Annotated in this window: 14 protein-coding genes; 11 read left to right on the top strand and 3 right to left on the bottom strand. The window is 67.4% G+C overall.

Annotated elements, in window-relative coordinates; all coding sequences use genetic code 11:
* Positions 1 to 22 precede the first annotated feature (22 nt).
* From AZC_RS10765 to AZC_RS10740, 6 genes are read left to right on the top strand one after another with little or no spacing between them, the layout of a single operon-like run.
* Complete coding sequence (locus AZC_RS10765; RefSeq protein ID WP_012170606.1) at positions 23 to 964, top strand: ABC transporter permease; 942 nt, start codon at positions 23 to 25, stop codon at positions 962 to 964.
* Complete coding sequence (locus AZC_RS10760; protein ID WP_012170605.1) at positions 964 to 1,851, top strand: ABC transporter permease; 888 nt, start codon at positions 964 to 966, stop codon at positions 1,849 to 1,851. Before AZC_RS10765 ends, AZC_RS10760 begins: the two co-directional genes overlap by 1 nt.
* A complete protein-coding gene (locus AZC_RS10755; protein ID WP_012170604.1) occupies positions 1,848 to 3,497 on the top strand; it encodes an ABC transporter ATP-binding protein in 1,650 nt (549 codons plus the stop codon). Before AZC_RS10760 ends, AZC_RS10755 begins: the two co-directional genes overlap by 4 nt.
* A 19-nt stretch (positions 3,498 to 3,516) precedes the next feature.
* Positions 3,517 to 5,013, top strand: a complete 1,497-nt coding sequence (locus tag AZC_RS10750; RefSeq protein WP_012170603.1) for a M81 family metallopeptidase — start codon at positions 3,517 to 3,519, stop codon at positions 5,011 to 5,013.
* A gap of 33 nt (positions 5,014 to 5,046) precedes the next feature.
* Entirely contained in the window at positions 5,047 to 6,210 is a 1,164-nt protein-coding gene (locus tag AZC_RS10745) for a M20 aminoacylase family protein (protein ID WP_012170602.1), read from the top strand.
* A gap of 8 nt (positions 6,211 to 6,218) precedes the next feature.
* Entirely contained in the window at positions 6,219 to 7,352 is a 1,134-nt protein-coding gene (locus AZC_RS10740) for a M20/M25/M40 family metallo-hydrolase (RefSeq protein ID WP_012170601.1), read from the top strand.
* Positions 7,353 to 7,368: 16 nt separating this feature from the next.
* Here the strand turns inward: AZC_RS10740 and AZC_RS10735 are convergent, their stop codons facing one another.
* Complete coding sequence (locus tag AZC_RS10735) at positions 7,369 to 7,959, bottom strand: helix-turn-helix domain-containing protein (protein WP_197531790.1); 591 nt, start codon at positions 7,957 to 7,959, stop codon at positions 7,369 to 7,371.
* A 302-nt stretch (positions 7,960 to 8,261) separates the two neighbouring features.
* Between AZC_RS10735 and AZC_RS10730 the strand changes: the two genes are divergently transcribed.
* The 5 genes from AZC_RS10730 (at position 8,262) to AZC_RS10710 (ending at position 12,540) form a co-directional block, all read left to right on the top strand.
* The gene (locus AZC_RS10730; RefSeq protein WP_043879211.1) at positions 8,262 to 9,005 is read left to right on the top strand and encodes an ABC transporter substrate-binding protein; all 744 of its coding nucleotides are present in this window, start codon (positions 8,262 to 8,264) and stop codon (positions 9,003 to 9,005) included.
* Between the two features lie 111 nt (positions 9,006 to 9,116).
* Positions 9,117 to 9,773 carry an amino acid ABC transporter permease gene (locus AZC_RS10725; RefSeq protein ID WP_043879210.1) on the top strand — a complete coding sequence of 219 codons (657 nt, stop codon included), beginning with the start codon at positions 9,117 to 9,119 and terminating at the stop codon, positions 9,771 to 9,773.
* Positions 9,770 to 10,501 carry an amino acid ABC transporter ATP-binding protein gene (locus tag AZC_RS10720; RefSeq protein ID WP_012170597.1) on the top strand — a complete coding sequence of 244 codons (732 nt, stop codon included), beginning with the start codon at positions 9,770 to 9,772 and terminating at the stop codon, positions 10,499 to 10,501. The genes AZC_RS10725 and AZC_RS10720 overlap by 4 nt, the downstream gene beginning before the upstream one ends.
* A 24-nt stretch (positions 10,502 to 10,525) precedes the next feature.
* Positions 10,526 to 11,791 carry an NAD(P)/FAD-dependent oxidoreductase gene (locus AZC_RS10715; RefSeq protein ID WP_043879209.1) on the top strand — a complete coding sequence of 422 codons (1,266 nt, stop codon included), beginning with the start codon at positions 10,526 to 10,528 and terminating at the stop codon, positions 11,789 to 11,791.
* 110 nt (positions 11,792 to 11,901) lie between these two features.
* Positions 11,902 to 12,540: a LysE family translocator gene (locus AZC_RS10710; RefSeq protein ID WP_012170595.1), complete on the top strand. Its 639-nt coding sequence runs from the start codon at positions 11,902 to 11,904 to the stop codon at positions 12,538 to 12,540.
* Here the strand turns inward: AZC_RS10710 and AZC_RS10705 are convergent.
* On the bottom strand, positions 12,537 to 13,010 hold the full coding sequence (locus tag AZC_RS10705) for an Lrp/AsnC family transcriptional regulator (RefSeq protein WP_012170594.1): 474 nt from the start codon (positions 13,008 to 13,010) through the stop codon (positions 12,537 to 12,539). The genes AZC_RS10710 and AZC_RS10705 overlap by 4 nt on opposite strands.
* Before the next feature lie 106 nt (positions 13,011 to 13,116).
* Positions 13,117 to 14,370: a D-amino acid dehydrogenase gene (locus AZC_RS10700; protein WP_012170593.1), complete on the bottom strand. Its 1,254-nt coding sequence runs from the start codon at positions 14,368 to 14,370 to the stop codon at positions 13,117 to 13,119.
* Between the last annotated feature and the right edge of the window lie 15 nt (positions 14,371 to 14,385).

Genomic DNA, 14,385 nt, shown 5'->3' with positions numbered 1-14,385 from the left:
CGTTTCCCAGCGAGGGCGATCCATGCTCGCTTATGTTCTCCGGCGCGTGCTCGCCGCCATCCCCGTCATGGGCGTGGTCGCGCTGTTCGTCTTCCTGCTGCTGCGCCTCACGCCCGGCGACCCCGCCGCCATCATCGCCGGCGACACGGCGACACCGGCACAGCTGGAGGCCATCCGCACCAGCCTCGGGCTCGACAAGCCCATACCCGTCCAGTTCCTCACCTGGATCAGCCAGCTCGCGCATGGCGATCTCGGCACCTCGCTCATCTCCAAGACGCCCGTGACGACGCTGATCGGCCAGCGCCTCGGGCCGACGCTCAACCTCGCGCTCGTCACCATGGTGCTTTCGATCCTCATCGCCGTGCCCATGGGCGTGCTGGCGGCCTGGAAGCACGGCACGCTCATCGACAATCTCGTGATGGCGCTGTGCGTGCTCGGCTTCTCCGTGCCGGTCTTCGTCATCGGCTATGTGCTGATCCAGGTGTTCGCCATCAATCTGCGCTGGTTCCCTGTTCAGGGCTTCAGCACGATCGCCAACGGCATCGGCCCCTTCGCCCAGCGCGCCACCCTCCCCGCCTTCACCCTCGCTTCCATCTATGTGGCGCTGATCGCCCGCATGACGCGTGCGAGCCTGCTGGACGTGCTGGGGGAAGACTACATCCGCACCGCCCGCGCCAAGGGCGTCGCCGAGCGCATCGTCCTGTTCCGCCACGCTTTGCGCAACAGCGCCGTGCCCATCCTCACGGTCATCGGCACCGGCTTTGCCCTGCTCATCTCGGGCGTGGTGGTGACCGAAAGCGTGTTCAACATTCCCGGCCTCGGACGGCTCATTGTCGATGCGGTTCTGGCCCGCGACTATCCGGTCATACAGGGGCTGATCCTTCTCACCTCCGGCATCTATGTGTTCATCAACCTGATGGTCGATCTCTCCTATTCCCTGCTGGACCCGAGGATCCGCTACTGATGGCCGCCTCCTCTCCCAGTGATGCGGGCGCCCTGCCCGTCAGCCGGCCGCGCTATCTGCCGAACCTGTCGCGGCTGCGCTTCGCGCCGACGGTCGCCGCCGTCTGCCTCGTGCTGATCGCCGCCATGGCGCTCCTCGCGCCGCTGCTGGCCCCGCATGATCCCATCACCATGCTGCCGACGCAGCGGCTGAAGCCGCCCAGCCCCATGTATCTGCTCGGCACGGATTCCTACGGCCGCGACCTACTTTCTCGGCTCATCTATGGCGCGCGGGTCTCGCTCATCGTCGGGCTGGGGGTGATGGTCATCTCCATCGCCATCGGCCTGCCGCTCGGCCTGCTGTCGGGCTATTTCCGCACGCTGGATGCCATCCTCATGCGGGTGATGGACGGCCTCATGGCCATTCCGAGCGTACTGCTCGCCATCGCCGTGGTGTCGCTCTCCGGCTCGTCGCTGACGACGGTGATGATCGCCATCACCATTCCCGAGGTGCCGCGCGTGGTGCGCCTTGTGCGCTCTGTGGTGCTCTCCGCGCGCAACGAGCCTTATGTGGAGGCGGCCATCGCCATGGGCACGCGCCTGCCGGCTCTGCTCTATCGCCACCTGATGCCCAACACCTATGCGCCGCTGATCGTGCAGGGCACCTATATCTGCGCCTCGGCCATCGTGACGGAAGCCATCCTTTCCTTCCTCGGCGCCGGCATCGGCACCGAGACTCCCTCCTGGGGCAACATGATCTCGGAGGGGCGCATGTACTTCCAGCTGAAGCCCATGCTCATCTTCTGGCCGGGCCTGCTTCTCTCGATGTGCATCCTGTCCGTGAATCTGATCGGCGATGCCGCCCGAGACGTACTCGACCCGCGGCTCAAGAAGAGGACCGGCGCATGAGCGGCACCCCTTCCCCCATCCTGACCATCGACAATCTGTGTGTCGACATCGCCGCGCTCAAGCGGCGGGTTCTTGACGGCATCTCCCTCTCCATCGCGCCCGGCGAGACCCTGTGTCTCGTGGGTGAGAGCGGTTCGGGCAAATCCGTCACCTCGCTCGCCACCATGGGCCTGCTGCCCAAGAAGGTGCTCGGCCTCTCAGGCGGCAGCATCAAGCTTGAGGGCGAGGAACTGGTGGGCGCAAGCGATGCCCGCCTGCGGGCGCTTCGGGCCAGCCGCATGGCCATGATCTTCCAGGAGCCGATGACGGCGCTCAATCCGGTGATCCCGGTGGGCCGCCAGATCGAGGAGGTTCTGAAGACCCACCTGCATCTCTCCGGTCGCGAGCGTCGGGAGAAGGTGCTGGCGATGATGGAGCAGGTGCACCTGCCCAATATCGAGCGCGTCTATGCCTCCTATCCGCACCAACTCTCCGGCGGCCAGCGCCAGCGCATCATGATCGCCATGGCGCTGATCCTCGATCCCAAGCTGCTGATCGCGGACGAGCCCACCACGGCGCTGGACGTCACCACCCAGAAGCAGATCCTGAAGCTCATCAAGGAGCTGCAGGGACGGATGGGCACGTCCGTCCTGTTCATCACCCATGACATGGGCGTGGTGGCGGACATTGCGGACCGGGTGTGCGTGATGCACCACGGCAAGGTGGTGGAGACTGGCCCCATCGACACCATCCTGCGCGCGCCGCAGGAGGACTACACCCGCCGCCTGCTGGGCGCCGTGCCGAGCCTCACGCCCCGCCCGCCGCGTCCGGAAACCTCGCCGGAGACCGTGCTCTCGGTGAGCGAACTGGAAAAGACCTACGCCTCCCGCGCCCTGTTCCGTGCGCCGCGCGAGACGGTGGCGGCCAAGGACGTCTCATTCCGCCTGCAGCGCGGTCGCACGCTCGGCATCGTGGGCGAGAGCGGCTCGGGCAAGTCCACGGTGGCCCGCTGCGTGATGCGGCTCATCGACCCCACCTCGGGCTCGATTCGCCTCGGCGCGCAGGAAGTCTCTGACCTCTCGCCCAGCGTGTTGCGCCCCTATCGCAAGCGCATCCAGATGATCTTTCAGGACCCCTACCGCTCGCTCAACCCGCGCATCACGGTGGGCGAGAGCATTGCGGAAGGCCCGCGCAATTTCGGCGTGCCCGCCGCCGTGGCGCTGAAGCGCGCCCGCGAGCTGATGCCGCTCGTCGGCCTGCCGGAGGATGCCGTGGAGCGGTTTCCGCACCAGTTCTCGGGCGGCCAGCGCCAGCGCATCGCCATCGCGCGGGCGCTCGCCATGGAGCCCGATGTGCTGGTGGCGGACGAGGCGGTCTCGGCCCTCGACGTTTCCGTGCAGGCGCAGGTGCTGGACCTTCTGGCCGACCTCCAGACCCGGCTCGGCATCGCCATCCTGTTCATCACCCACGACCTGCGGGTGGCAGCCCAGATCTGCGACGATGTGGTTGTGATGCATAAGGGCCGCATTGTGGAATACGGTACGGCCGAGGAAGTTCTCGCCACCCCGAAGGCGGACTACACCCGCGACCTCCTGGCCGCCGCCCCCGGCCGCCATTGGGACTTCGCCAATTTCCGGCCGCTGGAGCCCGCCGCCGCCGGCGCGTGAGATAAGCAAGGACAGATCCATGACCCGCATCGCCGTCGGCGGCTTCATGCACGAGACGAACACCTTTGCCCCCGCACAGGCGCCCTACGCCGCCTTCGAGCATGGCGGCGGCTTCCCGCCCATCAGCCGGGGCGCGGAAATCTTCGAGCGGATGCCGGGGAAGAACACCGGCCTCTCCGGCTTCATCGCCGCCGCAGCCGAAAAGGGCTGGGAGGTGCTGCCGACGCTCTGGTGCGCCGCTGCGCCCTCCGCCCATGTGACCGAGGACGCCTTTGAGCGCATCATGGCCGAGATGCTGGAGCGTCTGGCCGCCTTCGGCCCGGTGGATGGCGTCTATCTCGACCTCCACGGCGCCATGGTGACCACCCATTACGACGACGGCGAGGGCGAGACCGAGGCCCGCGTGCGCGACCTCATCGGTCCCGACGTGCCACTGGTGGTGAGCCTCGACCTGCACGGCAATGTCTCGCGTCGCATGGTGGACGAGGCGGATGCGCTGGTGGCCTATCGCACCTATCCGCACGTGGATATGGCCGACACCGGCCGGCGCGCGGCGGATGTTTTGGCCGACCGCATGGCGGGCAAGCCCTTCGCCAAGGCCTTCCGGCAGATCCCCTTCCTCATGCCCATCGCCTGGCAGTGCACGGAGATGGAGCCCTGCCGCACGCTCTATCAGCAGTTGGCACAGATCGAGCGCGAGATGGGGCTGGTCCACCTGTCCTTCCTGCCCGGCTTCCCCGCCGCCGATTTTCCGGACTGCGGCGGCAGCGTTGTCGCCTATGCGGACACCCAGGCGAAGGCCGATGCGGCCGCGGACGCGATGACCGCCCTCATCCTCGCGCAGGAGGACGCCTTCGCCGGCAGCGCCTTCTCGCCCGAGGCGGGCGTGCGGGAAGCGATGGCCATCGCCGCCACGGCGAAAAAGCCGGTGGTGATCTCCGACACGCAGGACAATCCCGGCGCCGGTGGCACCTCCGACACCACGGGCATGCTGCGCGCGCTGCTCGCCTGCGGTGCCGAGCGGGCGGCGCTCGGCCTGATGGTGGACCCGCAGGCGGCAGACGCAGCCCATGCCGCGGGCGTCGGGGGTCAGGTGACGCTGGCGCTCGGCGGAAAGTCGGGCCTTCCGGGGGATGCGCCGTTCGAGGGCACCTTCACGGTAGAGGCTCTCTCCGACGGCACCTTCAATGCCACCGGCCCGTATTTCGGCAAGGGGCCGATGTTCCTCGGTCGCTCTGCCTGCCTGCGCATCGGCGGCGTGCGGGTGGTGGTCGCCTCGCGCAAGGCGCAGCTCGCCGATCAGGCAATGTTCCGCTACGTGGGCATCGAGCCGACCGAGCAAGCGATCCTCGTGAACAAGAGTTCCGTGCATTTCCGGGCCGATTTCACGCCGATTGCGGAAACCATTCTGGTCTGCACCGCGCCCGGTGCCATGCCCCTTTCCCCCGCCAGCCTGCCGTGGAAGCATCTGCGCCCCGGCGTGCGACTGGAACCCAACGGCCCGGCCTTCGCCTGACCTTCTCCCCCAAAGCTGACCTGAGACGGACCCATGCCTGCATTGCCCGAAATCGAAGCTTTCGCCGACGATCTCGTCGCCATCCGCCGCGACATCCATGCCCATCCGGAAATCGGCTTCGAGGAAGTGCGCACCTCCGCGCTGGTGGCCGAGAAGCTCGCCTCCTGGGGCGTCGAGGTGCATCGTGGCATCGGCAAGACCGGCGTCGTCGGCGTGCTGCACGGCGCCAAGGGTCCGGGCCGTCGCATCGGCCTGCGCGCCGACATGGACGCCCTGCCCATGGACGAAGCGACCAACCTGCCTTTCTCCTCCAAATATCCCGGCAAATTCCACGGCTGCGGCCATGACGGCCACACCACCATGCTGCTGGGCGCAGCCCGCTATCTTGCCAGCAACAACGACTTTGCCGGCACCGTCCATTTCATCTTCCAGCCGGCCGAGGAGGGTCTCGGCGGCGCCCGCGCCATGCTGGCTGACAAGCTGTTCGAGCGCTTCCCCTGTGATGAAGTCTATGGCCTGCACAATGCGCCGAACATCGAGGCCGGCAAGGTGCGCATCTTCGCCGGCCCGGCCCAGGCCGGGGCCGACTTCTTCGACATCAAGATCACGGGCCGCGGCTCCCATGGCGCGCGCCCGGAGGTCTCCCGCGACCCGGTGATCGCCGCGACCGCTTTGGTGCAGGCGCTGCAATCCATCGTCAGCCGAAATGCCGATCCCCAGCACGCCGCCGTGCTGTCGGTGACCAAGATCCATTCCGGTTCGGCCTATAACGTCATTCCCCAGGAAGCGACGCTCGGCGGCACCACCCGCTTCTTCGATGCGGCCACCGGCGAACTCATGCGCCAGCGCATGCGCACCGTCGCCGCCGGCATCGCCGCCACCTTCGAGATGGAGATCGACGTGGAGATCCGCTCCATCTTCGACGTGCTGGTGAATCACGAGGCCCAGAGCGACGCCGCCGCCAAGAGCATCGCCAAGATCGTCGGTGCCGAGAACCTGCTCACCGACGTGGCCCCGATCATGGGCAGCGAGGACTTCGCCGATATGCTGCGGGCTGTCCCCGGTGCCTATTTCTGGGTCGGCCATGGTGGCGACGTGCCGGTGCACAATCCTGGCTTCGTCCTGGACGAGGCCATCCTGCCCATCGGCTCCAGCCTGCTGGCGACGGTCGCCACCGACCGCCTCGCGGCGGCCTGAGGCACGCCATGGACCTCTCTGCCCTGCCGTTCGACACGACATCCATGCTGGCGCGCCTGCGCCCCTGGATCGAGTGCGAGAGCCCTACCTATGACCCGGCGGCCGTCTCGCGCGCCGTGGCGCTGGCCGCGCGCGACGCGGCGGCGGCAGGCGGACAGGTCGACCATATCCCCGGGCCGGACGGGCTCGGGGACTGCGCCCGCATACGCTTTCCGCACAGGGATGCCGGCACGCCCGGCATCCTTGTGATGGGCCATTTCGACACCGTGCATCCCATCGGCACGCTGGAAAAGCTCGCCTTCCGGCAGGAGGGCAACCTGTGCTGGGGGCCGGGCCTGCTGGACATGAAGGGCGGCACCTTCACCGCGCTGGAGGCGCTGATCCAGCTCACGCGAGCCGGCATCGAGACGCCGCTGCCCATCACCTTCCTCTTCACCAGCGACGAGGAGATCGGCAGCCCCGGCACCCGCACCCTCATCGAAGAGGAAGCGAAGACGCACAAATATGTGCTGGTGCCCGAGCCCGGCCTTGCCGACAAGGGCGTGACCACGGGACGCTATGCCATCGCCCGCTACAAGCTCACCGCTTACGGCCGGGCGAGCCATGCCGGCGCAACGCTGAAGGAAGGGCGTTCCGCCATACGGGAGATGGCGCGACGCATTCCCGAAATCGAGGATATGACCTCGGACGACTGCACCTTTTCGGTCGGCGTCGTCCATGGCGGGCAGTGGGTGAACTGCGTTGCCACGACCTGCAGCGGCGAAGCGCTGAGCATGGCCAAGCGGCAGGAGGACCTCGACCGCGGCACCACCCGCATCCTGGCCCTCAACGAGCGGCGGGAGGACGGCACCGGCTTTGAGGTGAAGACCAGCGTGGTGCGCCCCGTGTGGGAGCCGAACGCGGGCTCCATGGCGCTCCACGCCCTCGCGAAATCCATCGCCGGAGAACTCGGCTTCGATCTGCCCCACCGCTCCTCGCCCGGCGGCTCGGACGGCAATTTCACGGGAGCGCTCGGCATCCCGACGCTGGACAGCCTCGGGCCCTGCGGCGGCGACTATCACACGCTCAACGAGCACATCCGCATCGACACCTTGGCCGAGCGGGGCCGCCTCATCGCCGGCCTGATGGCCCGACTGTCCTGAGCGGGCGCCGCCGGCCTCACCACACCGGCGGCGTGGTGATCCAGAGCACGCGGGTGACGCCCTCCGAGAGGTTGCGGAACTTGTGCGGCAGGGCGCTCTCGAAGGCGAAGGAATCCCCCTGCATGAGGCGGTGCACGGTGCCGTCGATGACGAGTTCCATCGCGCCTTCCACCACCACGCCGCCTTCCTCGCCAATGTGGTTATAGGCCTCCTCGCCGGAACTGCCGCCGGGCGCGAGGATGATTTCCATGATCTGCAGCGTGCTGAGATCGCTGCGGCTGAGGAATTCCTTCACGATGCCCTTGGCTCCGAGATCGAGCCGCCGGCGTTGGTAAGGCCGCATCACATGGCGGCTCTCGGAGAGCGGAGCCCCGTCCTCCCCGAACAGCGATTGCACGGTGACTCCAAGGGCACCGCAGATCGCCCGCAGCACGCGCACGGAGGGCGAGGAAATCCCGCGCTCCACCTGGCTGAGCAACCCCACCGAAAGACCGGCCGCATCCGCCACGCGCTGGAGCGAAAGCCCGCGCGCGAGCCGCGCCTCGCGGATGCTGGACCCGAAGGCACGATCATGCTCGCTCGCCGCCTCGTCCTCGGTTGACGCCACTTCGGCCCGCCCCTTCACCATCGTGAAAACGATCCCTGAATGAAACGATTTCCGATGGCCCATCACAGAGTTCATCGAATTACGAAAGACGTCGCACAGTTCCAATTTTCATAAAAGTGAAATTTTGCAACCTGCGCCCATTGCCGAGGTGCAGGGTTGGCTTATAGTGGCTGCGGCGGTTCCGATGCGGACCGGCCAAGGCAGCCCTTTCCTGCTGCCGATCCTTCGAGGCGGAACCAACACGCGCCGGACGGCGAGCGCTTGCGCGCGCCCGGATGCCAGAGCGCGGAACAGGAGACAGCATGTTTCTGAAATCTCTCGCCGCTCTGGCGGTCGGCATCGCAGTGGGCTTCTCCGCACCCGTGATGGCGCAGGAGAGCTTCAAGGTGGGCGTCACCACCACCGGCGTTCCCTTCACCTTCGTGGACACCACCACCCAGCAGCCCACCGGCGCCATGGTGGACCTCGCCAAGGCGATCGCGACCGAAGTCGGCCTGAAGCCCACCTTCGAGCTGACCGCCTTCTCGGCGCTGGTGCCCTCGCTCAGCACCCACAAGATCGACGTCATCTCCGCCGGCATGCTTGCCACCGACGAGCGCCGCAAGGTCGTGGATTTCAGCGAACCGGTCTATACCTATGGCGACGCCATGTTCGTGGCCGCCGACGCCAAGGATGTCACGCTCGACGACCTCAAGGGCCAGGTGGTGGGCGCGCAGGTGGGCACCACCTTCGCCGACAGCCTAAAGGCCCTGAACATCTTCAGCGAAGTGAAGCTCTACGAGAGCATCGCCGACATCATGCGCGACGTGAAGCTCGGCCGCATCAAGGCGGGCTTTGGCGATCAGCCGATCATCGCCTACCAGATCGCCAAGAACCCCGGCCTCGGCGTGCGGCTCGTGAAAGGCTACAAGCCTCTCAAGGAAGGCCAGGTCGCCCTCGCCATCGCCAAGGACAATCCGGCCCTGCTGACCAAGGTCAATGCCGCCATCCTCAAGCTCAAGGCGAGCGGCGAGCTGGACAAGATCTTCGCCGCCTACGGCCTCTGATCGACAACGCGGGCGGCGCGCCGCGCCGTCCGTTCCCCGGCCCATCGCGCCGGCAAGTACAGGTGCCGCGACGGCCCGCCGTCGCATCCGTTGGCCCGCCATGGGGCACGCATGTCCGCCTTTCTCACCCAATCCTCCGAATATCTGCCCATCCTCATCAAGGGGCTGTGGCTGACCATCGCCGTCACGACGCTGGCGCTGTGCCTGTCCACCGCCCTCGGTCTCGTCTGGGCGCTGCTGCGCACCTCCGGCGTGCCGATGCTTGCCGCCCCCACGCGGGTGTTCGTGGAACTGGTGCGCGGCGTGCCGATCCTCGTCATCCTGTTCTACATCTATTTCGTCATGCCGGACTTCGGCATCGATCTCTCCGCCTTCCAGGCCGGCGTCATCGGTCTCGCCCTCACCTATTCCTGCTATATCGGCGAAACCTTCCGTGCCGGGATCGAGGCGGTCGACCGGGGGCAAGTGGAAGCGGCCAAGTCCATCGGCATGAAGCGCCCGCTCATGATGCGCCGGGTGATCCTGCCGCAGGCCTTCAAGATCGTGCTGCCGCCCTATGGCAACAACATCGTCATGCTGCTGAAGGATTCCTCGCAGGTCTCGGTGATCTCGGTGGCCGAGCTGACCATGCAGGGCAAGATGCTGGCGTCCTCCACCTTCAACAACATGACCATCTTCACGCTGGTGGCCCTGCTCTATCTGTGCCTCACGGTGCCGCTGAACATCGTGATGCGCCAGCTCGAACTGCGCCTGGGGAAAGCCCGATGATCCGCTTCGAGGACGTGCACAAGTCCTTCGGGAACCATGAGGTTCTGAAGGGCATCGATGCGGAGGTGGGCAAGGGGCAGGTGGTCTGCCTCATCGGTCCGTCCGGCTCCGGCAAATCCACCCTGCTGCGCTGCGTGAACGGGCTCGAGACCTATCAGAAGGGGCGCATCACCGTGGACACGACGCAGGTGGATGCCCGCGCCTCCAGCATCCATGCCATCCGCACCCGCGTGTCCATGGTTTTCCAGCGCTTCAACCTGTTTCCCAACCGCACCGCGCTGGAAAACGTGATGGAAGGTCCCGTCTTCGTTCTGGGCGAGGATAAGCGGGAGGTGCGCGAACGGGCCGAGGGATTGCTCGCCCGTGTGGGCCTCGGCGCCAAGACCGATGCCTATCCCGCCTCTCTGTCCGGCGGCCAGCAGCAGCGCGTGGCCATCGCCCGTGCGCTCGCCATGCGCCCGCAGGCCATCCTGTTCGACGAGCCCACCTCGGCGCTCGATCCCGAGATGGTCGGTGAGGTGCTCCAGGTCATGCGCGCGCTCGCCGAGGAGCATATGACCATGCTGGTGGTCACGCACGAGATCCAGTTCGCCCGCGAGGTGGCGGACCGGGTCCTGTTCCTCGATGGCGGCCGCATCGTCGAGGAAGGCCCCGCCCGCGAGGTGCTGCACCACCCCCGCCACGAGCGCACGCAGGATTTCCTGCGCCGCGTCACCCATCCGGTCTGACCCGGCCGCTTCGGACATATGCCCATGACAGCCTCCGCCGCCTCCATCTGGGCCGCCACCGCCGCCCCTGCCCCGGATACGCCGCCCCTCACGGGCGCGGCGCGCTGCGACGTGCTGGTGGTGGGCGCGGGCTTCACCGGCCTTACCGCCGCCTTGCGGCTCGCGGAAGGCGGCGCCTCGGTGGTGGTGCTCGATGCGGTGGCGCCGGGTTTTGGCGCCAGCGGGCGCAATGGCGGGCAGGTCATTCCCGGCTTGAAATACGATCCCGATACGCTCGACACCCTGTTCGGCGAGGCGACCACGGATTTCGTGGGCAAGGCCGCCGATCAGGTCTTCACCCTGATCGAGAAATACGCCATCGCCTGCGAGGCCCGGCGCTCCGGCTGGATCCAGGCCAGCGTGAAGACCAGCCACCTGCCGGCGATCGAAAAGCGCATGGGCCAATGGGCGAAGCGCGGCGCGCCGGTCCAGTGGCTCGATGCGCCCGCCATGGCCCGCGCCATCGGCAGCGAGGGCTTCGCCGGCGGCTGGATCGACCGGCGCGCTGGCGCGCTGCACCCTCTCAACTACGCCCTCGGGCTGGCCCGCGCCGCCTTGGCCGCTGGCGTTCGCGTCCATGGCGAGAGCCCCGTGACCCGCCTTGCGCGCAATGGCACGCAGTGGCAGGCGTCCACGGCCAATGGCGCGACGGTCGCGGCGCAGATGGTGCTGCTCGCCACCAATGGCTATACGGATCGGCTCTGGCCCGGCCTCCGGGCGACGATGGTGCCCGCAAGCAGCTTCCAGGTGGCCACCGCGCCGCTGCCGCCCGAGATGCTGGCCCGCATCCTGCCGGACGGACCTGTGGTCTCCGATACCCGGCGCATCGGCAATTATTTCCGCATCGGCCCCGGCAACCGGCTGATGATGGGTGGGCGCGGCACCTTCCGCGAGCCGACGGGGCCGGGCGACTATCACCGCATCATCGGGGCCCTCCATCACTTCTTCCCGCAGACGCGGGACATGACGCTCGACTTCCACTGGACCGGGCGCGTGGCCATGACGCCGGACCATCTGCCACATGTCCACAAACCCGCACCTAGCCTCATCGCGGCGCTCGGCTACAACGGGCGGGGCGTCGCCATGGCGAGCGCCCTCGGCACCGCCATCGGCGCCCACCTGCTGGACGCGACCTCTCCCCTTCCGCTCACCGTCTCGCCCATCCGGCCCATGCCGGTGCATGACCTGCATCCGCTCTACGCCTCGGCGGCCATCTCCTGGTATCGCCTGCAGGACGCGCTGGAGCGCTGAGCCCTCTGGCGATCCACGTGCCCGGCGGCTATTCAGATCCGAACGGCCCGAAGCGGCCGGAGGAACAGGGGGCGGCCGCAGGTCTTCGCGTCGCCCCGCGCGGAGGCGCCATGGACCCGGTTTCGGCGGTGATCGCCTTTTCCCTCGCGGCCGCACTGCTGGTCATCACGCCCGGCCTCGACACGGCGCTCGTGCTCCGCACCGCTGCCGTGGAAGGGCCGCGCCCGGCCTTGCAGGCGGGTGCGGGCGTCTCGTCAGGCGTGCTGCTCTGGGGACTGATCGCCTCGCTGGGCCTCGGGGCGCTGCTGGCGGTGTCGGAAACCGCCTATATGGTGCTCAAGGTCGTCGGCAGCCTGTATCTGCTGTGGCTCGGCGGCCGCATGCTTCTGGCAGCACTACGCCCCGACGGTGGTGCCGGAGCGGCGGTGGTCGTACCCCGTAACGCCTCAGCCGGCAACTGGTTCTGGCGCGGCCTGATGACCAATCTGCTGAATCCGAAGGTCGGCATCTTCTACGTGACGTTCCTGCCCCAGTTCGTGCCGCCGGACATGCCGGTGGTAGCCTTCAGCTTCGGCCTCGCTGCCATCCATGTGGCGATGGGCATGAGCTGGTTCGCGCTGCTGGTCGGCGCAACACGTCCCTTCGCCCGCGTGCTCCAGAGCCCCACCGTGCGCCGGGTGCTCGACGGGCTCACGGGGTGCGTGCTGGTCGCCTTCGGCCTGCGCCTCGCGCTGGAACGCCGGGGCTAATCCTCCGGCCGCGCCGCAACCCGCCGGTCGGCGAGCACGTTGCGGATGGCGAAATTGGAATTGATGCGCAGCACGCCGGGAAGAACGGACAGGATCTCCTTGTGAATGCGCTCGAACTCCAGCGCATTCTCCACGTCCACCCGCAGCACATAGTCCGAGAGGCCGGTCATCAGCAGGCATTCGCGGATCTCGGGAAACTTGCGCACCGCGAGCTCGAAGCGGTTCAGATATTCCTCCGTCTGCCGCTCCAGTGTGATCTGGATGATGACGGCGATGGACGGGGCGCCGGCTGTCATGTCGGTGAGCGCCGTATAGCCGGTGATGATGCCGGCCTTCTCCATCAGCGCAATGCGGCGGTGACAGGCCGACGGGGACAGCCCCACCACCTTGCCGAGATCCACATTGGAGATGCGGGCATCGAGCCGCAGCTGGCGGATGATCTTCCGGTCGATCGCGTCAATCTCGTGCATGGGCTTCAGCCGTGTCGCATCGTCAGAACAGGACAGGGCCGGACAATGCCGGCCCTGCCTCTTACGCCAAACCGCGGCGCGCGGAAAACGCCCCCCGGGCGTCGGCTCAGCGATAGCGGGAGAGATCCAGCCCTTCGGTGGAGATTTCGGGTTTGGCACCGGAGATGATGTCGGACAGGAGACGGGCGGACCCGCAGGACATGGTCCAGCCGAGCGTGCCGTGGCCACCGTTCAGGAACAGGTTGCCGAACTTCGTCTTGCCGATGATGGGCGTGCCATCCGGCGTCATGGGGCGCAGGCCGCACCAGAACTCCGCCTTCTTCTGGTCGCCGGCGCCGCCGAACAGGTCTTCCACCGAGAGGGTGAGCGTCGCCTGGCGGGCGGGCGGCAGATCCTTGTTGAAGCGGGCGATCTCCGCCATGCCGCCGACGCGGATGCGCGAGCCGAGGCGGGTGATGGCGATCTTGTAATATTCGTCCATCACGGTGGAGACGGGTGCCTTGGCCTCGTCGAGGATCGGCACGGTGATGGAATAGCCCTTCACGGGATAGATGGGCAGGTCGAGGCCGAGCGGGGCGAGGAAGCCTGGCATGTAGCTGCCGAGCGCCGCCACATAGCTGTCTGCGATGTAATCGCCCTGCGCGGTCTCGACGGCCGCGATGCGGTCGCCATCCCGGCGCAGGCGCTTCAGGTCCACATTGTAGACGAAGCGCACGCCCAGGCCCTCAGCGAGCTTGGCCAAGGCATTGGTGAAGAGGAAGCAGTCGCCGGTCTCGTCGCCCGGCAGGCGCAGGCCGCCGACGATCTTGTGGGCGGCGGGCTTGAGGCCCGGCTCCACCTGCACGCAGCCTTCGCGGTCCAGAACCTCGAACGGCACGCCGTCCGCCTTCAGGACGGCGATGTCCTTGGCGATGCCGTCGAGCTGCTTCTGGCTGCGGAACACTTCCAGCGTGCCCTGCATGCGCTCGTCATAGCGGATGCCCGTATCGGCCCGCAGTTGCATGAGCACATCGCGGCTGTATTCGGCGATGCGCACCATGCGGCCCTTGTTCACCGCATAGCGGGCCGAGGTGCAGTTGGCGAGCATCTGGAGCATCCAGCGCCAGGTCACCGGATCGAGCGTCGGGCGGACGATGAGCGGGGCGTGCTTCATGAACAGCCACTTGGCGGCCTTCATGGGAATGCCCGGCGCTGCCCAAGGCGAGGAATAGCCCGGCGACACCTCGCCGGCATTGGCATAGCTCGTTTCCAGCGCCGGTCCGGCCTGCCGGTCGAGCACCGTCACCTCATGGCCGGCCTTCGCCAGGAAATAGGCGGAGGTGACGCCGATGACGCCGGCGCCCAGAACGATGATCCGCATGTCACCCTCTGTAGG

Source organism: Azorhizobium caulinodans ORS 571 (assembly GCF_000010525.1).
Lineage (GTDB): Bacteria > Pseudomonadota > Alphaproteobacteria > Rhizobiales > Xanthobacteraceae > Azorhizobium > Azorhizobium caulinodans.
Note: the sequence above shows the minus strand (reverse complement) of the source record. Positions and strands in the feature narration are given on the sequence as shown.